General features: G+C 71.8%; 19 protein-coding genes and 4 pseudogenes. 10 read left to right on the forward strand and 13 right to left on the reverse strand.

Annotation, left to right across the window (positions count from 1 at the left end; translation table 11 throughout):
• Positions 1-38: 38 nt before the first annotated feature.
• The 5 genes from DRB96_RS40320 to DRB96_RS40340 are packed head-to-tail and all read right to left on the reverse strand — an operon-like array spanning position 39 to position 2,124.
• On the reverse strand, positions 39-584 hold the full coding sequence (locus tag DRB96_RS40320) for an alkaline shock response membrane anchor protein AmaP (RefSeq protein WP_112452823.1): 546 nt from the start codon (positions 582-584) through the stop codon (positions 39-41).
• A complete protein-coding gene (locus DRB96_RS40325; protein ID WP_204357940.1) occupies positions 581-1,111 on the reverse strand; it encodes a DUF6286 domain-containing protein in 531 nt (176 codons plus the stop codon). Before DRB96_RS40325 ends, DRB96_RS40320 begins: the two co-directional genes overlap by 4 nt.
• Positions 1,108-1,470 (reverse strand): hypothetical protein, encoded by a 363-nt coding sequence (locus tag DRB96_RS40330; RefSeq protein ID WP_112452824.1) that lies wholly within the window; start codon positions 1,468-1,470, stop codon positions 1,108-1,110. Before DRB96_RS40330 ends, DRB96_RS40325 begins: the two co-directional genes overlap by 4 nt.
• The gene (locus tag DRB96_RS40335; RefSeq protein WP_112452825.1) at positions 1,467-1,679 is read right to left on the reverse strand and encodes a hypothetical protein; all 213 of its coding nucleotides are present in this window, start codon (positions 1,677-1,679) and stop codon (positions 1,467-1,469) included. The genes DRB96_RS40330 and DRB96_RS40335 overlap by 4 nt, the downstream gene beginning before the upstream one ends.
• Positions 1,680-1,689: 10 nt before the next feature.
• Positions 1,690-2,124 (reverse strand): Asp23/Gls24 family envelope stress response protein, encoded by a 435-nt coding sequence (locus tag DRB96_RS40340; RefSeq protein WP_112452826.1) that lies wholly within the window; start codon positions 2,122-2,124, stop codon positions 1,690-1,692.
• A gap of 106 nt (positions 2,125-2,230) precedes the next feature.
• Here DRB96_RS40340 and DRB96_RS43480 point away from each other — a divergent pair.
• From DRB96_RS43480 to DRB96_RS40360, 6 genes and pseudogenes are all read left to right on the forward strand, one after another.
• Positions 2,231-2,346: pseudogene (locus tag DRB96_RS43480) on the forward strand (hypothetical protein); the annotation flags it as partial.
• A 4-nt stretch (positions 2,347-2,350) separates the two neighbouring features.
• Positions 2,351-3,490 carry a DUF1343 domain-containing protein gene (locus DRB96_RS40345; RefSeq protein ID WP_112452827.1) on the forward strand — a complete coding sequence of 380 codons (1,140 nt, stop codon included), beginning with the start codon at positions 2,351-2,353 and terminating at the stop codon, positions 3,488-3,490.
• Positions 3,491-3,603: 113 nt separating this feature from the next.
• Positions 3,604-4,956 carry a serine-threonine protein kinase gene (locus DRB96_RS40350; protein WP_112454386.1) on the forward strand — a complete coding sequence of 451 codons (1,353 nt, stop codon included), beginning with the start codon at positions 3,604-3,606 and terminating at the stop codon, positions 4,954-4,956.
• A gap of 135 nt (positions 4,957-5,091) precedes the next feature.
• A pseudogene (locus DRB96_RS45575) lies at positions 5,092-5,658 on the forward strand (hypothetical protein); the annotation flags it as partial.
• A gap of 100 nt (positions 5,659-5,758) precedes the next feature.
• Positions 5,759-5,953: pseudogene (locus DRB96_RS45580) on the forward strand (3-keto-5-aminohexanoate cleavage protein); the annotation flags it as partial.
• A 175-nt stretch (positions 5,954-6,128) separates the two neighbouring features.
• Positions 6,129-8,255: an immune inhibitor A domain-containing protein gene (locus tag DRB96_RS40360; RefSeq protein ID WP_275432097.1), complete on the forward strand. Its 2,127-nt coding sequence runs from the start codon at positions 6,129-6,131 to the stop codon at positions 8,253-8,255.
• A 23-nt stretch (positions 8,256-8,278) separates the two neighbouring features.
• Here the strand turns inward: DRB96_RS40360 and tsaD are convergent, their stop codons facing one another.
• Complete coding sequence (gene tsaD / locus DRB96_RS40365; RefSeq protein WP_112452829.1) at positions 8,279-9,349, reverse strand: tRNA (adenosine(37)-N6)-threonylcarbamoyltransferase complex transferase subunit TsaD; 1,071 nt, start codon at positions 9,347-9,349, stop codon at positions 8,279-8,281.
• Between the two features lie 444 nt (positions 9,350-9,793).
• Between tsaD and DRB96_RS40370 the strand changes: the two genes are divergently transcribed.
• The 3 genes from DRB96_RS40370 (at position 9,794) to DRB96_RS40380 (ending at position 12,748) form a co-directional block, all read left to right on the forward strand.
• Entirely contained in the window at positions 9,794-10,339 is a 546-nt protein-coding gene (locus DRB96_RS40370) for a cysteine dioxygenase family protein (protein ID WP_112452830.1), read from the forward strand.
• Positions 10,340-10,487: 148 nt separating this feature from the next.
• Positions 10,488-11,447 carry a 2-phospho-L-lactate transferase gene (cofD, locus tag DRB96_RS40375; protein WP_112452831.1) on the forward strand — a complete coding sequence of 320 codons (960 nt, stop codon included), beginning with the start codon at positions 10,488-10,490 and terminating at the stop codon, positions 11,445-11,447.
• Positions 11,444-12,748 (forward strand): coenzyme F420-0:L-glutamate ligase, encoded by a 1,305-nt coding sequence (locus DRB96_RS40380; protein ID WP_112452832.1) that lies wholly within the window; start codon positions 11,444-11,446, stop codon positions 12,746-12,748. Before cofD ends, DRB96_RS40380 begins: the two co-directional genes overlap by 4 nt.
• Positions 12,749-12,804: 56 nt before the next feature.
• On the opposite strand, the pseudogene DRB96_RS40385 reads toward DRB96_RS40380, so the two are convergent.
• From DRB96_RS40385 to DRB96_RS40400, 3 genes and pseudogenes are all read right to left on the reverse strand, one after another.
• Positions 12,805-13,569: pseudogene (locus tag DRB96_RS40385) on the reverse strand (DNA-3-methyladenine glycosylase 2 family protein); the annotation flags it as partial.
• Between the two features lie 70 nt (positions 13,570-13,639).
• Positions 13,640-13,936: a hypothetical protein gene (locus DRB96_RS40390; protein WP_112452833.1), complete on the reverse strand. Its 297-nt coding sequence runs from the start codon at positions 13,934-13,936 to the stop codon at positions 13,640-13,642.
• A 339-nt stretch (positions 13,937-14,275) separates the two neighbouring features.
• Positions 14,276-15,856 (reverse strand): APC family permease, encoded by a 1,581-nt coding sequence (locus tag DRB96_RS40400; RefSeq protein WP_112452835.1) that lies wholly within the window; start codon positions 15,854-15,856, stop codon positions 14,276-14,278.
• Positions 15,857-16,127: 271 nt separating this feature from the next.
• Between DRB96_RS40400 and DRB96_RS40405 the strand changes: the two genes are divergently transcribed.
• Complete coding sequence (locus DRB96_RS40405; RefSeq protein ID WP_112452836.1) at positions 16,128-17,216, forward strand: DNA alkylation repair protein; 1,089 nt, start codon at positions 16,128-16,130, stop codon at positions 17,214-17,216.
• A gap of 434 nt (positions 17,217-17,650) precedes the next feature.
• On the opposite strand, the gene DRB96_RS40410 is transcribed toward DRB96_RS40405, so the two are convergent.
• The 4 genes from DRB96_RS40410 to DRB96_RS40425 all read right to left on the reverse strand — a co-directional run.
• Entirely contained in the window at positions 17,651-18,076 is a 426-nt protein-coding gene (locus DRB96_RS40410; protein WP_096142983.1) for a hypothetical protein, read from the reverse strand.
• Between the two features lie 681 nt (positions 18,077-18,757).
• The gene (locus DRB96_RS40415; RefSeq protein ID WP_204357941.1) at positions 18,758-19,567 is read right to left on the reverse strand and encodes a protein rep; all 810 of its coding nucleotides are present in this window, start codon (positions 19,565-19,567) and stop codon (positions 18,758-18,760) included.
• A 118-nt stretch (positions 19,568-19,685) separates the two neighbouring features.
• Positions 19,686-20,039: a hypothetical protein gene (locus DRB96_RS40420; RefSeq protein ID WP_138726174.1), complete on the reverse strand. Its 354-nt coding sequence runs from the start codon at positions 20,037-20,039 to the stop codon at positions 19,686-19,688.
• Between the two features lie 285 nt (positions 20,040-20,324).
• Positions 20,325-20,885, reverse strand: a 561-nt coding sequence (locus tag DRB96_RS40425; protein WP_204357942.1) for a hypothetical protein, incomplete at its 5' end; no start/stop codon positions are given.

Genomic DNA, 20,885 nt, shown 5'->3' on the forward strand with positions numbered 1-20,885 from the left:
TGTCCGGGGCGCCCTGTCCGGGGCGCCCCGGACACCCCCTACGTCACCCGCCGCGCCCGGCGGGGGGTGACGTGGAGGCGGGCCTCCGTGGGCAGGGCGGCGAGCCCGGCCGAGGCGCGGGCGCGGTCCAGGACCGGGCCCGCCAGCGCGGCCAGCGCGTCGGCCGGCACCGCGTGCGGCTCCAGCTCCAGCGCGAGCCGCAGGGCCGGGGCCCCGCGCCGCCGCCACAGCGCGACCCGGCAGTCGGCCGCGCCCTCCACCGCCTCCAGTACGTCGGCGGCCACGGCCGCCTCCAGCGCGCGGCCCCGCAGCACCGCGAAGGCCCCGTCGCCGGTGTCCACCAGCACCGCCGCCAGCCGCGCGCGCCGCAGTTGGGACAGCAGCCACCACAGGGCCAGCAGGACGCAGACCCCCAGCAGGGCGAGCAGCAGCCACCACGGCAGGACCCGGCGCTCCTGCGCCGTCAGCAGCGGCTCGTGGCGGCCCGCGAGCGGCCGGGACGCGGTCAGCAGCACGACACCCGCCGCCAGCAGCGCCGCTCCGAGCAGGGCGAGCAGGACCCGGTTCACCCCGGACAGGCTCACCGCCGGGTCACCCGCACCCTCGGCCGCAGCTCGTGCGCCAGGCCCAGCTCCTCGGCTCCGACGGCGAGCACCGCGTCCAGGTCGGCCCGTACCTCGTGCAGTTCGCGGAAGTGGGACACGGCCCGGACCCCGACGCGGGTCCGGCCCACCCTGACCCGTACGGAGAGCACCCCGGCCACCTCCATCACCCGGTCGCGCAGCACCTGTGCGGCGGCCTTGCGTTCCAGTCCGGCGCGGACTTCGGGGTGTGCGGCCCGCATGGGCAGGATCCCGCGCAGGCCCGGCGTGAGGGCGTACAGCAGCAGAGCGGCCCCGGCCACGGCGAGGACGCCGCCGCCGATCAGGACGCCGGGGTCCGCCGGGGTGTGCCGCTCCAGCGCGCGGGCGAGCTCGCGGCGCCAGCGCATGGCGGGCCGGTGGGCCCGGACCGCGGCCAGGTCGTAGAGGAAGAGCCCCGCCACGGCCAGCACGGCGAACGCCGCCAGCGCGGCCGGGAGCCGCCGGGGCGAGCGGAACCTGGCGGTCACCGCAGCCGCCGGTCCCGCCCGGCGGCGGGCCGGGCCCGCTCCGGGCGCAGCCGCTCGATGTCGATGTCGACCTCGGGTACGGCCATCTCCGCGTACTCCTCGACGCGCAGGGCGACCTGGCGGCGTACGTTCGCGCACTGGGCGGCGAGGTCGGAGGGGTAGGCCAGCTCCAGGGCCACCCGTACCCGGGCGATGTCGTGGTGCACGGTGACGGTGGCGTGCGGCGGCGCGGCGCCGGCTCCGGCGAGCGCCTCGCGCGCGGCCCGGGCGGCGATCTTCGCCACGACCCGGTCGGCGATGCGGGTCGCGCCCCGTTCGGCGGCGGCCACCCGTGGCGGGGCGGGCCTGGGCGTGCTCATCGGTCGCGATCCCGGTCGCGGGGGCGGGGGCGGTCGCGATCCCGGGGGCGGAAGAAGTCGCCGGGTTCCAGGTCTCCGTCGAGGAACCGCCCGACGACGAAGCCGATGGCGCCGAGCGCCGCCACCAGCAGGAAGGCCCCGAATCCGCCGAAGTAGCCGGCGAACCCCAGTGCCATGCCGGCCACCAGGCCGACGACCGCCATGCTCATGCGGGCTCCTCTACTGCAGTCGGGACTCCGGCTCCTCGTCGTCCTCGTCGGGCAGCTTCACGTCGCTGACCGCGATGTTGACCTCGACGACCTCCAGGCCGGTCATCCGCTCCACCGCCGAGACGACGTTCTCACGGACGGCCCGGGCGACGTCGCGGATCGACACGCCGTAGTCCACGACGATCTCCAGATCGAGGGCGGTCTGCACCTCGCCGACCTCCGCCTTCACGCCCCGGCTGACGGCGGACTTGGACCCGCCGGGGACGCGGTCGCGGACGGCGCCGAAGGTACGGGACAGGCCGCTGCCACTGCCCATGGCGTGGACTCCGACGACCTCGCGGGCGGCCAGGCCGGCGATCTTCTCGACCACCCCGTCGGCGATGCTCGTCCGGCCCCGGTCGCCGGGAGGCTTGGCGGCGGCGCCGCCGGAAGCGGATTCGGTCATGTCGGGTCCCTTCGCGCGGGTGGGCTCCCGACCACGGTAAGGCGGGGCTCACGGTGGCCGACCTCGTGGCCAGGGGCCGCCACCCGCACCAGAGTTGGCTGCGGCAGTGGTCCTTGGACGACGCCTCCGTCGTGGAGCGCGCGCTGGCCATGACCGGGGTGGCCGACCTGCCGACCGTTCCGTTGACGCGCTCTCCGGGGGTCAGCGGCAACGGGTCTTGATCTTGATGACCCTTGCCCAGGGCACCGACCTGCTGCTGCTCGACGAGCCCAACAACTACTTTGACCCTGCGCCCGCCCTCGACCTGCCCCACCTGGTCGACGTACTGCACGCCGACGAACGCGTCGACCTGGTCGCGGTCTTCGGCCCCGAGCACGGCTTCCGGGGGACGGCACAGGCGGGCGGTTCGGAGGGGACCGGGCGGGATCCGGCGACCGGCCTGCCCGTGTACGACACGTACGGCAAGAGCGGGCAGGGCCTGGCGGACGTCTTCACGGCCGCCGGCGTCGACACCGTCGTCTTCGACATCCAGGACGTCGGCGCCCGCTTCTACACCTACATCTGGACCCTCTACGACTGCATGCGCGCGGCCGCGCTCGCCGGCAAGGCGGTGGTGGTGCTGGACCGGCCCAACCCGGTGGGCGGCGTACGGGCCGCCGGGCCCGTCCTGCGGCGCCCGTACGCGAGCTTCGTGGGCCGGGAGCCGATCTCGCTCGCGCACGGGATGACGGCGGGCGAGCTGGCCGGGCTCTTCGCGGGCGAGTTCCTCCGGGAGAGCGGCCCCGCCGTGCGGCCCGTCCGGCTGCGGGTGGTGCGGATGACCGGGTGGCGGCGGGAGTCCTTCTTCGACGGGACGGGCCTGCCCTGGGTGCCGCCGAGCCCGAACATGCCGACCCCGGCCACGGCCCTCGCGTACGCCGGCACCTGCCTGCTCGAGGGGACGAACCTGTCCGAGGGCCGCGGTACGGCCACCCCGTTCGAGCTCGTCGGGGCGGAGGGCGCCGACCGGCGGTGGGCCGAGGCGGCGGACGCGCTGGGACTGCCCGGCGTGTGGTTCCGGGAGGCGTATTTCACGCCTTCCTTCTCCAAGCACTCGGGGAGGCTCTGCGGCGGGGTCCGGCTGATCGTGCACGACCGGGAGGCCTTCGATCCGGTCCGGGCCGGGATCGGGCTGCTGGTCACCGCGCGCCGGACGTGGAGCGGTTTCGCGTGGCGCGCGGACCACTGGATCGACCGCCTGACGGGGTCGGACCGGGTCCGGGTGATGGTCGACGCGGGGGCGGGCGTGGAGGAGATCGCGGCCGACTGGGCGGCGGAGCTGGCCGGCTTCGCGGCGCTGCGGGAGGGCTATCTGCTCTATCCGTGAGCCGGTGGCGCGCGGGGCGCCGACCGGCGGCCGCGCGGGAGCTGCGAGGGGGCTGGCCGAGCGGGGGTCCGCGCAGGATGCTGTCGGCAGGACACGGCGTGGAGGGGGACGTCATGGTGCACATCGGTGCGACGGCGGCTGCGGGCGCGGCGGGGATCGGGGCCGGACCGTACGTGGAACTGACCTACGACGCCGAGGGCGACGCGGCCCCGGGCGCGCGGGAGGCGGTCTTCGGGATCGAGGCGACCGACCTGCTGGTCTTCGCCCACGGATGGAACTCCGACCGGTCCACCGCGACGCGGCTCTTCGACCGGTTCTACGCCCCCTTCGCGGATCTGGTGGGGACCGGGGTGCGACTGGGGTACGCGGGGGTCGTGTGGCCCTCGATCCGGTTCTCCGACGAGCCGATACCCGACTTCGACGCCCTCGACGCCCTCGGCGCGCGCGACGGGCTCGCGGAACCGGGCCACGGGACGGCCCTGGCGCCGGCCACCCGCCGGGCGCTCGGCGCGTTCTGGCCGGGCCGGGCCGCGGAGCTCGACCGGATCGCCGAACTGCTGGAGGAGCGGCCGGCGCTGGAGGGCGCCTTCACCGAGTTCGGCGCGCTGGTCAGGGAGCTCGCCGGGGTGGACGGGGTGGGCGCGGGCGACGACCTGGGGTCGGCCTTCGCCGCGCGCGAGGTCCCGGCCTTCCTCACCGAGGACGTGCTGCGGGTGTGCCGGGAGTTCACCGATGCCCTGGCCGAGGCGGGCGCCGCCTGCCCCGAGGGCCCCGCCGCACCCGGCCCCTCGGCGGGCCCGGGGCTGCGGACGCTGTGGAGCGGCGCCAAGGAGGTGCTGCGGCAGGCCACGTACTACCAGATGAAGGCCCGCGCCGGGGTGGTCGGCCAGTACGGGCTCGGGCCGGTGCTGGCGGAGCTGGCGCACCGGCGGCCGGCCCTGCGGGTCCATCTCATCGGGCACAGCTTCGGCGGCCGGGTGGTGTCCTTCGCGCTGCGCGCGCTGCCGGCCGGGGCCCGGAACGTGAAGTCCCTCACGCTCCTCCAAGGCGCCTTCTCCCACTACGCGTTCGCCGACAGCCTGCCCCACGACCGGGGCCGCGGCGGGGCCCTGCGCGGGCTGCAGCACCGGGTCGACGGCCCGGTGACGGCCTGCCACTCCTCCTACGACTCCTCCCTCAAGGTGTTCTATCCGCTGGCCTCCCGGATGGCGGGTGATTCGGCCGGTCTCCTCGGTTTCGACGAGCGGTGGGGCGCGATCGGGCACGACGGGGTGCGGGGGGTCCCGGGGGCGCCTCGGCTGACCCTCGACGCGGCCCTGCGCGACGGTCTGCCGGCGGCGGGCTGCGTCAGCGTGGACGCCGGTTCCGTGGTCCGGCGCGGCGGGGCCCCCTCGGGGGCGCACAGCGACATCTGCCACGAGGAGCTGGCCCGGCTGGTGGTCGTGGCGGGGCGCATGGGGCGCTGAGTTCCGGCCATGTGCCACCCGCACGCCTCGACCGCCCCCGCATGCGCCCACACCGGGCAGGGCATGTTGGGCTCACGGCGCGGTGCGCGGCGGGCGCGGCGCTCGGCGCTGGGCGCTCGACGGAGGTGAAGGGTGATGGCGGGTTTCCGGAGTCTGGCCTACCAGGTGCGTGACGCGCACAACGACGGGGCCCTGCGGCGCCATTCGCTGCGCCGCTGCCTGGAGCGGTTCGCCCCGTACGGGCACCGCGCGACCTGGTGGCACCTGTGCGCCCGGCACGGGATCGGCCCCGAGGACCGGGCGGCCGACCCCTCGCGGCTGGTGGCCGCGCTGGAGGAGCTGGAGGACGCGCGGGCGGTCTGGCTGGAGTACGAACGACAGTTCGCGGCGCGGCGCCGGCGCGAGAAGCACGACGGGCTGCGGCGGCCGGAGTGGGCCTGGGCGGGCAGCGGGGACGCGGTGGTGCGGTGCGCCGATCCGGGGGTCCGGCCGCAGGGGGCGCTGGGCGAGGTGCTGCGGCGGCTGGTGGTGGCGCTGGAGTCGGAGCCGGGCACGGTGTGCCCGGTCTGCGGGGCGCGGGAGCTGCACTGGCCGGCGGTGGCGCCCGCCACCGCGGTGTGGGCGTGGGACGGGCCGGTGTGCGCGGGCTGCGGGATCGTGGTGCCGAGACCGGCGCTGGCGGACTCGGCGCTGGCCGGGGCGGGAGCCGGGTCCGGTGTCCGGGCCCGGGCGGCCTCCGGTGTCAGGGCCCGGGCGACCTCCGGTGTCAGGGCGGGTGTCCGGGCCCGGGGCGCCGGCGCCGCTGCTGGTGTCGCTGAACGGTTCGCGGGGCGCCCGCGACGGGGCGGCCGTGCCGCTGTCCCCGCAGGACCTGGTGGAGTCGGCGCTGGGGGCGGTGGCCGCCGGGGCCGGGGAGGTGCTGGCGCATCCGCGCACCCCGTGCGGGCGGGAGAGCCTCTCGCCCCGGGTGGTGGGGCCGCTGCTGGAGGCCTTGCGGGACGCCGGACTCGGAGACGCCGGCGGGGGCGGCCGGACCGCAGACCGGGCAGCAGCACGCCGCCGCCCCGCCGCTCGCGCCCCTGGAGCTCCAACGCCAGGCCCTGCGCCGCCAAGCCCTCGAAGACATCGCCCGCGGCGGCGCCGGCGGCGCGGAGGCCGGGCTCGCAGGCGGCCTGCGGGCGGAGGCGGACGGCACGCTCCCGCGCCAGGCGAAGGTCGGCAAGCGGTACGTCGAGCTGGCCCGGGAACGCAAGGACAAGGTCTTCGTGATCCTCGCCGAGTTCGGCGACCAGGTGGACAACACGACCGAGTTCGAGGGCAAGCCGCGCTTCGGCGGCACTCCCGGCCCGCTGCACAACACCATCGGCAAGCCGGCCAAGGACGACAACCACACTCTGTGGCGCAAGGACTTCGACCGGGCCTTCTACCAGAAGCAGTTCTTCTCCACCGACCCGCAGTCGGCGTCCATGCGCGCCTACTACCGCCTCCAGTCCTCCGGCCGCTACGACATGGACGGCACGGTGAGCGACTGGGTCAAGCTCCCCTGGAACGAGGCCCGTTACGGCACGGACAACTGTTCCGAGTCCGGCCAGTGCCGGTCCAACTGGGACATGATCCGGGACGCCACGGCCGCCTGGTACGACTCCGAGCGCGCCAAGGGCCGTACGCCCGGGCAGATCAAGGCGCAGCTCGCCGAGTACGACGTGTGGGACCGCTACGACGCCGACCACGACGGGAACTTCGACGAGCCGGACGGCTACCTCGACCACCTCGTCGTCGTCCACGCGGGCAAGGACGGGACCTGGGGCGGCGGCGCGCAGGGCAAGGACGCCGTCTGGGCGCACCGCTGGTTCGCCTACTGGAACCAGGCCGGCAGCGCGGGCCCCGAGGGCAACAAGGCGGGCGGCACCCCGGTCGGCGACACCGGCATCTGGGCCGGCGACTACCTGACCGGCGGCGAGAACAGCGGCGCCGGGCTCTTCTCGCACGAGTTCGGGCACGATCTGGGCCTGCCGGACCTCTACAGCTCGGACGGGGACAACAGCGTCAACTTCTGGTCGCTGATGTCCTCCGCCTCGTACCTGGGCAAGGGCCCCAAGTCCACGGGCGAGTTCCCGGGCGACCTCGACCCGTGGAGCAAGCTGCAGTTGGGCTGGCTCCAGTACACGGAGGCCGACGCGGGCCGCACCACGCGCGCGACGCTCGGCGTGTCCGGTTACAACACCGAGGATCCGCAGGCCTTGTTGGTGCACCTGCCGCCGTCCGTGACCACGACCGAGCTGGCCGACCCGTACGAGGGCGGCAGCCAGTGGTGGAGCGGTACGGGCGACTTCATGGACAACACGCTGACCCGCACGGTCGACCTCACGGGGACGCCGGCCGGGACGCCCGCCCGGCTCGACGCCCGGGTCTGGTACGACATCGAGCAGGACTTCGACTACCTGACGGTGGAGGCCTCCACGGACGGCGGGTCCGGGTGGACGGCGCTGCCGGGCACGGTGGACTCCGCGCCGACCGGGCCGAAGGGGATCACCGGCACCTCGGCGGGCTGGACGCGGCTGTCGGTTCCGCTGGACCGGTTCGCGGGCGGGCCGGTCCAGTTGAGGCTGCGCGTCACCTCCGACAGCAACACCCACGGCAAGGGCGTCGCCTTCGACGACATCCGCATCACGGCGGGCGACGGCACGGCGGGCGACGTCACGGAACTGCTGCACGACGGGGCGGAGCAGGGCGCGAACGGCTGGAGCGCGGTCAAGTGGTCGCGCACGCAGGGGCGTACGGGCAGCGAGCAGCACCCGCGCGCGTACTTCGTGGAGAACCGGCGCCACACCGGCTACGGCAGCATGCTCAAGACCGGGCCGTACAACTTCGGCTTCACGGGCGACAAGGTGGAGTTCTTCCCGTACCAGGAGGGCGTGCTGGTCTGGCTCTGGAACACGGCGCAGAGCGACAACACCACCAAGGCGCACCCGGGCGAGGGCCTGCTGCTGCCCGTCGACGCCCGCCCGGAGCCGCTGACGTACGCGGACGGCACCCTGCTCAACGCCCGCGCGCAGACCTTCGACGCCACCTTCTCGCTCGGCAGGAGCGACCGGATCGTCCTGCACAAGGCGGGCGCGCCGACGGTGATCCCGGCGCGGCCGGGCGTGCCGGTCTTCGACGACCGCCGCGGGACCTACTGGGACGCGCGGCTGCCGCAGCTCGGGGTCAAGGTGCCGGACACCGGGACCCGGATCGCGGTGGCGAAGGAGGCCTCAGGCGGGGCGGTGACGACGGTCCAGGTGAGCCCGTCGAAGTAGCCGCCCGCGCCGCGGCCACAGCACTAGATCCTGGCCTCCGGGTTGAGGGATGCGTATTCCAGGGGCGCCGACGGGTCGATGGTCAGCTGGTGCGGGGCGGGTTCCACGCCCGCCCGCACCAGCAGGTCGCCGATGGCGGCGATCATCGCGCCGTTGTCGGTGCACAGCGTCATCGGCGGCACCCGCAGCTCGATCCCGGCGGAGGCGCAGCGGCGCTCCGCGAGGGCGCGGACCCGGGAGTTGGCGGCCACCCCGCCGACGACCACCAGGGTGCCGACGCCGTACTCCTTGCAGGCCGCGACCGCCTTGCGGGTGAGCACGTCGGCCACCGCCTCCTGGAGCGAGGCCGCGCCGTCGGCGACCGGCGGCTCCTCGCCGCGCTGCCGGTGGCCCTCGGCCCAGCGGGCGGCGGCCGTCTTGAGCCCCGAGAAGGAGAAGGAGTACGCGTACGGGTCCCCCGAGCGCGGCCCGCCGGTCAGCGGACGGGGGAAGGCGACGGCCTTGGGGTCGCCTCCCCGGGCGGCGCGGTCGATGGCCGGGCCGCCCGGGTAGGGCAGCCCGAGGACGCGGGCGACCTTGTCGAAGCACTCGCCCGCGGCGTCGTCGAGGGTGTCGCCGAGGTGCAGGATCGGCTCGCGCACGAGGTCGCGCACCAGGAGCAGCGAGGTGTGGCCGCCGGAGACGATCAGCACCATGCAGGGCTCGGGCAGCGGACCGTGTTCCAGGGTGTCGGCGGCGACGTGCCCGGCGAGGTGGTGGACGCCGTAGAGCGGCAGCCCGAGCGCGTAGGCGAGGGTCTTGGCGCCGGCCAGGCCGACCTGGAGGGCGCCGGAGAGGCCGGGGCCGGTGGTGACGGCGATCGCGTCGAGCTGGTCCGCGCGCAGTCCGGCCTGGTCGAGGGCCTGGCGGACCACGGGGTTGAAGGCGTGCAGGTGGGCGCGGGCCGCGATCTCGGGGACGACGCCGCCGAAGCGGGCGTGCTCGTCCATGCTGGAGGCGACGACGTGCGCGAGCAGTCTCCCGTCCCGCACGATGCCCGCCCCGGTCTCGTCGCACGAAGACTCGATCCCGAGCACCACCGGAGACCCCGCCACACCGCCACCTTCACCCTTATTGCGAGCTGTTCGCAATAAGGGTACCGGCCGCCGCACCCCCTCGCGGCCGCCCGCGAACCGGCCCCCGAGCCGTCCCCGCGCGAGTGTGAGGACGGACACGCCGCGACGAGGGAACCCCTGCCGGTCCGTTGCGGTCGGACTGGACGTCGTAGGAGTCGTCGGGGCGGGAGTGCCGCATGTTCACAGAGGTTCGCGGGAGGGCCGTACGGGGCTTCCTGCCGGCCGCCATCTGCTGCGCCCTGCTCCTCGGCGGCGCCGGGTACGTGTGGGGGCTGCGCGGGCTGGCCGCCCACGTCTCCGAGGGCGATCCCGGCCGGGGCAGCTACGTCCAGGACACCCGGAGCGCCGACAGCGCGGCGGGCACTCTCCTGGACCGCTCCGCCGACGGCGCCATCGGCTTCCGCGGCGGCCGTCGCCGTCGCGATGCGTATAAGGGACAGGGTCGAGAGCGACCTCCAGATCGCCGGCGACATCCTCTCCGTCCAGCACCTCCTGCGGCCCGCCCCCGAGCACCCGGCCACCGTCGCCGAGTTCGTGGGCCTCGCCCGCTCCATCGCCGAGAACCGCTCCGAGTGGGAGCACCTGGTCCGCTACGACGCCACCACCCGCTGGTACCACCGGCTGCGCACCGTTCCCCAAGCTCTCGGCTCCGCTCGAGCAGGGGAGACCCCATTCGGCTACGAGGTCTGGCTCCTCAGCTGGGTCCCCGGCCAGGGCAGCGGCCTGCACGACCACGGCGACTCCTCCGGTGTGCTCACCGTCCTGGAGGGCGAGCTCACCGAGCACACCGCCCGCGGCCCGCTCGCCCTCGGCGCCGGCTCCCAGCGGATCTTCGCCCCGGGCTACGCCCACGAGGTCGTCAACGACACCCTCGACGGAGCGGTCAGCCTGCACGTGTACTTCCCCGGCCTGACCCGGATGCCGATGCACAGCTGCTCCCCGGCCCTGACCGAGACCCTCCCGGTCTGACCGGGGCGTCACCCGCTGCGGGCGGCCTGACAGTCCCGCCCGTCGCCCGACCACCACCCCTCAAGGGATCAGCCTTCGGCTGACAGTCCCGCCCGTCGCCCGACCACCACCCCTCAAGGGATCAGCCTTCGGCTGACAGACTGTCTCCATGCGCATTGTTGTTCTGGCCGGCGGCATCGGCGGCGCCCGTTTCCTCCGCGGACTAAAGACCGCGGTTCCCGACGCGGACATCACGGTCATCGGCAACACCGGTGACGACATTCACCTGTTCGGGCTCAAGGTCTGCCCCGATCTGGACACGGTGATGTACACCCTCGGCGGTGGCATCAACGAGGACCAGGGCTGGGGCCGCACCGACGAGTCCTTCACCGTCAAGGAGGAACTCGCGGCGTACGGGGTCGGACCCACCTGGTTCGGCCTCGGCGACCGCGACTTCGCCACCCACATCGTCCGTACCCAGATGATCGGTGCGGGCTACCCGCTCAGCGCCGTCACCGAGGCCCTCTGCGAACGCTGGCAGCCCGGCGTCCGGCTGCTCCCCATGTCCGACGACCGGGTCGAGACCCACGTCGCGATCACCGACTCCCAGACCGGCGAGCGCCGCGTCATCCACTTCCAGGAGTACTGGGTCCGGATGCGCGCCGCGGTGGACGCCGAGGCCGTCGTCCCCGTGGGCGCCGAGCAGGCCAAGCCCGCCCCCGGAGTCCTGGAGGCCATCGCGGCCGCCGACGTGATCGTCTTCCCGCCGTCCAACCCGGTGGTCTCGGTGGGGACCATCCTCGCCGTGCCCGGCATCCGCGAGGCCGTGGCGGCCGCCTCGGCGCCCGTCGTGGGCCTCTCCCCCATCGTCGGGGGCGCGCCCGTGCGCGGCATGGCCGACAAGGTGCTCGCCGCCGTCGGCGTCGAGTCCACCGCGGCCGCCGTCGCCCTGCACTACGGCACCGGGCTGCTCGACGGCTGGCTCGTCGACACCGCCGACGCGGACGCCGTCGCCGAGGTGGAGGCCGCCGGCATCACCTGCCGGGCGGTCCCGCTGATGATGACGGACCTGGCCGCCACGGCGGACATGGCGCGGGCCGCGCTGGAACTGGCGGAGGCCTCCCGGTGACGGCCCCGCACGCGACCTCCTACGAGGTGCGGGCGGTCGGCGGGATCCCCGAGGTGCGGCCCGGTGACGACCTGGCGGCGCTGATCGCGGCCGCCGGGCCCCGGCTGCGGGACGGCGACGTCCTGCTCGTCACCTCGAAGATCGTCTCCAAGGCGGAGGGCCGGATCGTCCGCGCCGATACGCGCGAGGCCGCGATAGACGCCGAGACCGTGCGGGTCGTCGCGCGCCGGGGTCCCCTGCGGATCGTGGAGAACCGGCAGGGGCTGGTCATGGCGGCGGCGGGCGTCGACGCCTCGAACACCGCCGCCGGCACCGTCCTGCTGCTGCCCGCGGACCCGGACGGCTCGGCCGCCGCGATCCGGGCGGGGCTGCGGGAGCTGCTGTCCGTGGACGTGGGCGTGATCGTGACGGACACCTTCGGACGGCCGTGGCGCACCGGGCTCACGGACGTGGCGATCGGCGCGGCGGGCGTCCGGGTCCTGGACGACCTGCGCGGCGGCACCGATGCCCACGGGAACCCGCTGAGCGCCACGATCGTCGCGACCGCCGACGAGCTGGCCGCCGCCGGCGACCTGGTCAAGGGCAAGGCGCGGGGCCTTCCGGTGGCGGTCGTGCGCGGGCTGGCGCACGTACTGGGCGAGGGGTCCTCGGCGGCCGACCTGGTGCGGTCGCCGGCCGACGACATGTTCCGGCTGGGCACCTCGGAGGCGGTACGGGAAGCGGTGACGCAGCGGCGCACCGTACGGGCCTTCACGGCGGAGCCCGTCGACCCGGGCGCGGTCCGGCGCGCGGTGGCGGCGGCCGTGACGGCCCCGGCACCGCACCACACGACGCCGTGGCGGTTCGTGCTGCTGGAGTCCGCGGCGGCGCGGCTGGAACTGCTGGACGCGATGCGGGACGCCTGGATCGCGGACCTGCGGCGCGACGGCAAGTCCGAGGATTCCGTGGCGAAGCGGGTCCGGCGCGGCGACGTGCTGCGGGACGCGCCGTACCTGGTGGTGCCGTGCCTGGTCACGGACGGCGCGCACGACTACGGGCACGCGCGGCGGGACGCGGCGGAGCGGGAGATGTTCGTGGTCTCCATGGGCGCGGGCGTGCAGAACTTCCTGGTCGCGCTGGCCGGGGAGCGGCTGGGATCGGCGTGGGTGTCCTCGACGATGTTCTGCCGCGACGTGGTGCGCAAGGTGCTCGGGCTGCCGGAGGACTGGGACCCGATGGGCGCGGTGGCCGTGGGCCACGCGGCGGCCGCTCCGGCGGAGCGGGCGGCGCGGGCGGCGGAGGAGTTCATCGAGGTCCGCTGAGTCCGGCCGCCGCCCCTCAGACCCTCACACCCTCACACCCTCACACGCTCAGACGCTCAGAGCCTGCCGATGTCGCCCCTGGGCATGCGGGGGGTGCGGCGGGGCGGGGCGGCGCCGGACAGCAGGATGAGCCGGGCCGCGCGGTGGCGCTGGCCGGCGTACGGGGCGAGGAGCTCCAGCATGGCGGCGTCGTCGGCGTCCCGGTTCCCGGCCAGCGCGTAGCCGATGATGCCGGGCAGGTGCAGGTCTCCGGTGGTCACGGCGTCGGGGGCGCCGTTGCTGCGCTGGAGGGTCTCGGCGGAGGTCCACGGGCCGATGCCGGGGATCGCCTCCAGACGGGCGGTCGCCGCGGGCAGGTCCATGGCCGCGGCCTCTTCGAGGCGGGCGGCCGCGCGGGCGGCGCGGACGATGGCGGCGGAGCGCTTGGCGTCGACGCCGGCCTTGTGCCAGTCCCAGGAGGGGACCATCGCCCAGGTGCGGGCGTCGGGCATGACGTGGAGGCCCTGGTCCGGGCCGGGGGCGGGCTCGCCGTACTGCCGTACGAGGCGGCGCCAGGCGCGGTAGGCCTCGTCGGCGGTGACCTTCTGCTCCAGGACCGTCGGGATCAGGGACTCCAGGACCAGGCCGGTGCGGGTCAGGCGCAGGCCCGGGCGGCGGCGGTGGCCGGTGTGCAGGAGCCGGTGGCGGGGGACGAAGGCGGCGGGGTCATCCGCGGCGCCGAGGAGTTCGGGCAGCCGGTCGAGGATCCAGTCGGCGCCGGGGCCCCAGGCGTCGGCGGTCACCTCGTTCGCCGCGCCGCCCTGGTGTGCGACGCGGAGGGTGGCGCCGACAAAGGTGTACCAGGAGGGGGGCGGAGGAGGCGGCGTATGTGTATAAGAGACCGCGGTTGGGTCAGCCGCCGACCTTCGGGGGCTTCGGTAGTCCGGCGGACAGGGCCGTTCCGGCTCCGGCGAGCGAGGCGTCGGTGGCCTTGGACGCGGATCCGGCGGCCGAGGCGGTGACCTCCACCGCGGTCTTGGCGTCCTTGATCGCGCCGCCGGGGTGGTCGACGATGTCGCCGACGCGCTGGGTGATCGGGGGCCCCTGGATGGCGGGCTCGTCGGCGGCGTGCGCGACGGCGGGGGTCAGGGCGAGGGCCGCTCCCCCGGACAGGACGAGGGCGGCGAGGCTGCGCTTGATGGCGTTCATGCCCGGCCCAACGACCCCGTGCGGCTACGGGTCACCGGTCCGCTCCCACCCGTTCCGCGATTCCGGGAATCCCCCGGGCCGAGGCGGCGTACGAGGATTACCTGAAACAGCAGGAGGAGGACCCCCGTGATGCCGACGCCCGACCGCACACCAAAGGTCGCCCGCTGGGACGACCTCGTCGAGGAGTTCACCTTCTCGCCCGCCGAGCAGGACGAGATCGACCGGGGCGCGGCGGAGATGATCGCCGTCGTGCGCGCGCACCGCCTCGCGGAGGTCCGCAAGCGGCAGCACACCACCCAGGTCCAGGTCGCGGAGGCCATGGGGGTGAACAACGGTCGGTCAGTCTTCGACGACCAGGGCCGGGGTGGACTTCGTCAGGACCTCGCCGCGGAAGAAGGCCGGGCTGCGGCGTTCGGTGACGAACATGACGGCCAGGCCGAGGGCCAGGAGGCCGACGCCGATGACGAAGACGCTGCCGACGCCGAGTCCGGGGATGGTGGAGCCGGAGCCGTAGGAGGGGTCCCAGGCGTCGTAGAGGGTCTTGAAGAAGACGGCGGCGAGCAGCAGGCCGCCGAGGACCGGGAAGACGCCCTTGAAGAAGAGGTCGCGGGCGGAGCGGCGCAGCTCGCCGCGGAAGTACCAGGCGCAGGCGAAGGCCGTGAGCGAGTAGTAGAAGCAGATCATCAGGCCGAGCGCGAAGATCGTGTCGGTGAGGACGTTCTCGCTGACCAGGGTCATCACGGTGTAGAAGCCGCCGGTCGCGACGCCCGCCATGACGGTGGCGCGGCCGGGGGTCTTGAACTTCGGGTGGACCTTGGCGTAGGAGGGCGGCAGCGCCTCGTACGTGGACATGGCCAGGACCGTGCGGGCGACCGGGATGAAGGTGGTCTGCAGGGAGGCGGTCGCGGAGGCCAGGACGGCGACGAAGAGCAGGACGCCGAGCCCCGGGCCCATGACGGGGCCGGCGAGGGCGGCGAAGACGTTGCCGGAGGTCTCCGGGTTGCCGAGGCCGAAGCCGACCGTGCCGGAGCCGACGGCCATCTGGGCGGCGATGCCGGTGGCCAGGTAGGAGCCGACGAGGACGACCATCGCGATGAGCGAGGCGCGGCCGGGGGTCTTGGTGGAGCCGGTGGTCTCCTCGTTGGTGGCCAGGCAGGCGTCCCAGCCCCAGTACATGAAGATCGAGAGCGAGAGTCCGGCGGTGAAGGCCGCCATGGACTCGACCGCGAAGGGGTTCATCCACTGCCAGGAGAAGTCCAGGCCGGTGTCGAAGGTGCCCGCGGAGGCCTTCTGGAAGGCCATCACCACGAAGATGGCGAGGACCGCGAGCTGGAGGCCGACCAGCGCGTACTGGACGCCCTTGGTGGCCGTCATGCCGCGGTAGCTGATGGCGGTCGCGACGGCGATGAGGGTGAGGCAGGTGGCGATGTGGACGAGCTTGTTGTCGTCGAGGGCGGCGATCGCCGGGTTGCCGGTGATCTCGCCGGCCAGCAGCCAGAAGTAGGAGGTGGCCACGCCGGCCAGGTTGGAGAGCACGATGATCGTGGCGATCACCAGGCCCCAGCCGCACATCCAGCCGATCCGCGGGCCGAAGGCCTTCACGGTCCAGGTGAAGGAGGTGCCGCAGTCGGGCATGGACTTGTTGAGCTCGCGGTACGCGAAGGCGACCAGCAGCATCGGGAGGAAGCCGGCCAGGAAGACGGCCGGCATCTGGACGCCGACCTCGCCGGCGGTGGACCCGAGGGTCGAGGTCAGGCAGTAGACGGGGGCGACGGTGGAGATGCCGATGACGGCGCTTCCCACCAGGCCGACCGAGCCCTTGCCCAGGCCCTTGCCGCGGACATCGCCGCCGGAGCCGCCCTCGCGGGTGGCGCCGCTTACCGTGTCTCCGACCGGGGGCCGAACGTCCAGCTGTGTCATGAGTAGGGACGTTAGATGCTGCGGTTTCCTCATCCGGAGGTCTTAAGTCCGGTAGTCCACGGGCCCAAGGCCCTTGGAATCCTGAGGTCGGGACAGTTCACGCTCCCGTAATACAAGGTTCACTCGGGCGCCCAATCTCCGTTCGGAAGGCTCGGCGCCCAAGTTTCCGGAATGCGGAAACCGTAGCCCTGCCCGTTATGTCCGATTCAAAACTTTCCCGTGCAAGTTTTCCGGCCCCCAATCCAGGGCCTCCGTCCGCCAGACTGGCCCCATGCCCACAGCCGACGAGCTCCTCAGCGCGGATACCGTCAGTAACCTGGCCCGGGTGCTCGCCCGGGCGGCCCGCGGACGCCGCTCACCCGCCCTCCTCGCCCGCGCCGCGAACCTCGACGGGCTCGGGTTCAGCACCCGCGTCACCGCCGTCCGCGACGCCGCCCTCACCGACCTCCCCGAGGACTGGCCGGCCTTCGAGGCCGTGCTGCGCACGGCACTGGAGGACCCCGCCTTCACGGGCTGGATGACCTTCCCGGTCAACGAGGCCGTCGCCGTCCGCGGACTGGCGGCCTTCGAACCGGCCCTCGCGCTGCTCCACGACCTCACGCCCCGGCTGACCGCCGAATCCGCCGTCCGCCCGTTCCTGCGCGCCGATCCCGGCCGCGCCCTGGCGGTGATCACCGGCTGGACCGCGGACCCGGACCCGCACGTCAGGCGGCTGGCGAGCGAGGGCACCCGGCCCCGGCTGCCGTGGGCCCCGCACCTGCCCGCGTTCATCGCCGACCCCCGGCCCGCCGTGCCGGTGCTCGACGCCCTGCGGCGCGACGAGTCCGAGTACGTGCGCCGCTCCGTGGCCAACCACCTCAACGACATCAGCCGCGACCACCCCGGGCTCGCCGTGGACATCGCCGCCGGCTGGCGGGCCGACCCCGCCCCGACGACGGACCGCGTCGTCCGGCACGGGCTGCGCACCCTGATCAAGGCCGGGCACCCCGGAGCACTGACCCTGCTGGGCCACGACCCGGACGCCCCGGTCACCGTGGGCGGGCCGGTGGTGACCACGCCGCGCGTCGCCGTCGGCTCGTACCTGGTCTTCGACTACGCCGTCACCCACACCGGCGCGCTCCCCGCCGAGCTGGTCATCGACTACGTGGTCCACCACGTCAAGGCCAACGGCACCCGCACGCCCAAGGTCTTCAAGCTCACCACCCGCCGCATGGCTCCCGGCGAAACCCTCACCGGCACCAAGCGGCACTCCTTCAAGCCGATCACCACCCGCCGCTACCACTCCGGCGAGCACCTGGTGCAGCTCCAGGTCAACGGCCGGGTCCGGGGCGAGGCCGGGTTCGCGCTCGACGCGGACTGAGCACGGACCGGGCACGGGAGCACGGACTGGGCGCGGCCGGCGCGGGGCGGGGCGGTCGCGCCGCCCCGCGCCGAGCGCCCCCTCAGCCCCCGTCAGCCCGTCGGCCCCTCAGCTCCTCAGCCCCCAGCGGATGGGGGGTGAAGAACATTTCGCAATACTACCCAGACCGGCAACAGCCAAAAGCAAGAGCACCCATGCTGGGGGCCTCCGCTCCCGGCCGGTGGCCAGGAACAGAGCGCCAGAGGGTGATTTGATCAGCGAAGGGTCAAGGGTTCGCTGCGCCCGGGACTCCGTTCGCCGCGACGGTGAAGCGAGTCACGACGAGCCGGGGTCGCGGCCCCTGACCTGGGAAGTTTCAACGGTGGAGGGACTGGCCTCGATCGGAGTGCGGGAACCTGTTCCCGTATGGAGATCGAGGGGACAAGCGCAGCGCGTCAGACCTCGGCGGCCCTTGTTCGTAAAGCCATCACCTGCGTGGCTGACAAATGGCGCAGCTCAGCATTGGAAAAGACCAGATCAGCCCTCAACCACCTAGTTTCTTCGTCCCACTGGGCCAAATTGTCTATGAGAAACCGATAACGGCCTTGGTAAGCCTCCGCAAGATCACCAGCAAGGGCCCTGTAAGCCTCTCCAGGCGTTTTTAACGCCAAATACACTGCATCTAGCACAGGGTCTGGTTTCGTTGCTCTGTCGACTCCCTGCGCCTTTTTGATGGCATATGCGTTGTATTCCTCTGCGCCAGTTTCGGGATCATCTGTTGGATTACCTGGGCAAAGCCTGTCCTCCCATGGGAGGACATAAGAGGCGCGGCCCAGGATGAACTGCAGGACGTAATCCGAAGGTATGGCGAGACGCTGCATGAGGAATTGTCCTAGACGAAAATCGAATGGTAGCGCAGAGGGCTTTGGGCAGCTGAAAGCTGCTTCCAGAGCGGCCAAAAGCCGCTCTGATAAACCGGCGTCGAAGACGACGGGAAACAGCCTGACAGACGCCACCCGAGCCCACGAGGGGGGTGAGGAAAAATGGCCCCCAGGCCGAATTTTTCCGTTCTGCCCTGGTGCAGCCCGTCCAGGGCGAAACCAGGGTGCGAAGCATCCGGCCGCACCGCTTGCGTGCGCGTCAGGTGAAACCGGACCAACCTGGTTTCGAGCCGAAGCAGCAGAGGGAGGGACGAAGTCCCGCGCCGATGCGTCGCGCAGTCTCAGAAAGCGGGTTGGTCCGGCTTTGCCGGGCGCGCACGCGGGTGAATTTTCGAGACAAGCCCGTCCAGGGCGCAGGGGAGGAAAGAGGGTGGCGGATCGCGCAGCGATTCAGAACCCTGAAGGCCTTCCGGGGCGCTCCCCCGGGAGGTTTGGGCGGCCCGGAGGGGCGGCCACGGAGCCCCGCAGGGGTGACGGCATTTTGCTGTTGGGTTCTATGTTTTTGGCTCTTGGCGGTTGTATTGCAGGTCCTATGGCTCACCTATTGCCGCAGCAATAGGTGAGCCATAGGAGCGGCAATTTCAGGGAGTGAGGCAGGCAGGCGCTACGCTGTCGCCTGCCTCACTCCCTGATGCTCGCTGGCTGGTATGAATCGCCCAGGTAGCGATAGAACCTATCCAGGTACGGGAGCCCGTCGAGCGGCTCATCGAGCAGCGAGTCGGGAATCTCAACGCCACGGAACAAGCCGAAGCTGTTCAGCAGGCGCTTGCCCTTGAGGATCTGCGCCGCGTGCCAGTTGTCAGCCAAGGTCAGATCGGAGAATTTCACGGCGTACTTGAACACCTGCATGAAACCCTCAACGGGATCGCCCAGGATGGGCCTGCAATCCACGACCATGCTGTCACCGGTGATCTTGTGCCACTCGGTGCTGAGGTCGGTTTGGGAGGGCTGTGATGTGGCCAGAATGATCATGTGACAATGCGGGTGCCAGCCATTGCCCTTGTTGGTCAGCTCGAGGGTGTAGACGGCCCCCTCGGCTTTGCAAAGCTCTGTCCAGGGAGCGCCACGAGTACCGGCATTGAAGTAGCGACGACGATCCATCAAGCGACGTAGCGACTTCGCGAGGTGCGATTGACGCTCTTCAAGATCCGGCCCGTTTTTGACTGTTAGGGTCAGGAGATAGGGCCGCAGATCCGGGCGTTCCTCCTGGATCACCTGCCAGCGGGTCAAGTAAGCCCCAAGAGCCTTGGCACCGCGGCGAATGCCGCACAACGGACAAACCAGGTGCTGCTTGCAAAACGTCGCACTATGCAGCCGTACCTTGCCCACGGTGAAGTACTCCCGGAAATGCAGGTAATTACCACAGCTGGCAAGGCTAGCGGCAGTCTTGATGGTCGCTTCGGACGGGGTCTTTCGGAGATGTTCTAGCATCGCCTGAGACCTTGTGTGAGCCACGCCGTAGCGTGTTATTCTCTCGTCCAGAAGCCTAGCTTCGTCAGCCCCTGTGAACTCCCCGCCTGCCAAGTTGGAAGAGTTCTCAGGGGTTTTTTTATGCGCCATTCATGGCCCCCTTATTCGTGGGGCCGAGCATAGCACCTGCTAACACATTGTTTCTATGTATCAAGTAAAGCAGGGACTCGCCCGCCTCAGAACCGCGCAAAGCCCCGGAATCCGGGAGCATCAGCAGAAAAACAGCGATCAGGGACAAAACATCCTTACGATCCAGCTCGATTGAAACCCTCATGTCCAGCTCCTCAGTGGTGATGGCAAATTTTCTCATCACGACCAGGAACATAACGGGCGAGGTTTGCGCCTCCACTCCAGAGCCAAAAAACGAAGGAGTCTTCGGTAAAGTGGGGGTGTAACAGCACCCCACAGGATCCGGGAGGGGGGTGAAGAACATTTCGCAATACTACCCAGAGCGCCAAAAGCAAAATCAACAGCACCCATGCTGGGGGCCTCCGCTCCCGGCCGGTGGCCAGGAACAGAGCGCCAGAGGGTGATTTGATCAGCGAAGGGTCAAGGGTTCGCTCCGCCCGGGACTCCGTTCGCCGCGACGGTGAAGCGAGTCACGACGAGCCGGGGTCGCGGCCCCTGACCTGAGGAATTTCAACGGTGGATGGACTGGCCTCGATCGGAGTACGGGAACCTGTTCCCGTATGGAGGTCGAGGGGACAAGCGCAGCGCGTCAGGCCTCGGCGGCCCTTGTTCGTAAAGCCATCACTTGCGTGGCTGACAAATGGCGAAGCTCAGAATTGGAAAAAACCAGGTCAGCCCTCAACCACCTGGTTTCTTCGTCCCACTGGGCCAAATTGTCTATGAGAAACCTATAACGACCTTGATAAGCCTCCGCAAGATCCTCAGCAAGGGCCCTGTAAGCCTCTCCAGGCGTTTTTAACGCCAAATACACTGCATCTAGCACGGGGTCTGGTTTCGTTGCTCTGCCGACTTCCTGCGCCTTTTTGATGGCATATGCGTTGTATTCCTCTGCGCCAGTTTCGGGATCATCTGCTGGATTACCTGGGCAAAGTTTGTCCTCCCATGGGAGGACATAGGAGGCGCGGCCCAGGATGAACTGCAGGACGTAATCCGAAGGTATGGCGAGACGCTGCATGAGGAATTTTCCTAGACGAAAATCGAATGGTAGCGCAGAGGGGGCTTTGGGCAGCGAAAGCTGCTTCCAGAGCGGCCAAAAGCCGCTCTGATAAACCGGCGTCGAAGACGACGGAAACAGCCTGACAGACGCCAC

The organism is Streptomyces sp. ICC1, assembly GCF_003287935.1.
Classification (GTDB): Bacteria; Actinomycetota; Actinomycetes; order Streptomycetales; family Streptomycetaceae; genus Streptomyces; species Streptomyces tritrimontium.

Coding starts and splice junctions, on each gene's coding strand:
- DRB96_RS40330 (WP_112452824.1), bottom strand. CDS start 1,470: ATGAGCACGCCCAGGCCCGCCCCGCCACGGGTGGCCGCCGCCGAACGG.
- DRB96_RS40335 (WP_112452825.1), bottom strand. CDS start 1,679: ATGAGCATGGCGGTCGTCGGCCTGGTGGCCGGCATGGCACTGGGGTTC.
- DRB96_RS40340 (WP_112452826.1), bottom strand. CDS start 2,124: ATGACCGAATCCGCTTCCGGCGGCGCCGCCGCCAAGCCTCCCGGCGAC.
- DRB96_RS40345 (WP_112452827.1), top strand. CDS start 2,351: ATGACCCTTGCCCAGGGCACCGACCTGCTGCTGCTCGACGAGCCCAAC.
- DRB96_RS40350 (WP_112454386.1), top strand. CDS start 3,604: ATGGTGCACATCGGTGCGACGGCGGCTGCGGGCGCGGCGGGGATCGGG.
- DRB96_RS40370 (WP_112452830.1), top strand. CDS start 9,794: ATGCGTATAAGGGACAGGGTCGAGAGCGACCTCCAGATCGCCGGCGAC.
- cofD (WP_112452831.1), top strand. CDS start 10,488: ATGCGCATTGTTGTTCTGGCCGGCGGCATCGGCGGCGCCCGTTTCCTC.
- DRB96_RS40390 (WP_112452833.1), bottom strand. CDS start 13,936: ATGAACGCCATCAAGCGCAGCCTCGCCGCCCTCGTCCTGTCCGGGGGA.
- DRB96_RS40400 (WP_112452835.1), bottom strand. CDS start 15,856: ATGACACAGCTGGACGTTCGGCCCCCGGTCGGAGACACGGTAAGCGGC.
- DRB96_RS40405 (WP_112452836.1), top strand. CDS start 16,128: ATGCCCACAGCCGACGAGCTCCTCAGCGCGGATACCGTCAGTAACCTG.
- DRB96_RS40410 (WP_096142983.1), bottom strand. CDS start 18,076: ATGCAGCGTCTCGCCATACCTTCGGATTACGTCCTGCAGTTCATCCTG.
- DRB96_RS40415 (WP_204357941.1), bottom strand. CDS start 19,567: ATGCTAGAACATCTCCGAAAGACCCCGTCCGAAGCGACCATCAAGACT.
- DRB96_RS40420 (WP_138726174.1), bottom strand. CDS start 20,039: ATGTTCTTCACCCCCCTCCCGGATCCTGTGGGGTGCTGTTACACCCCC.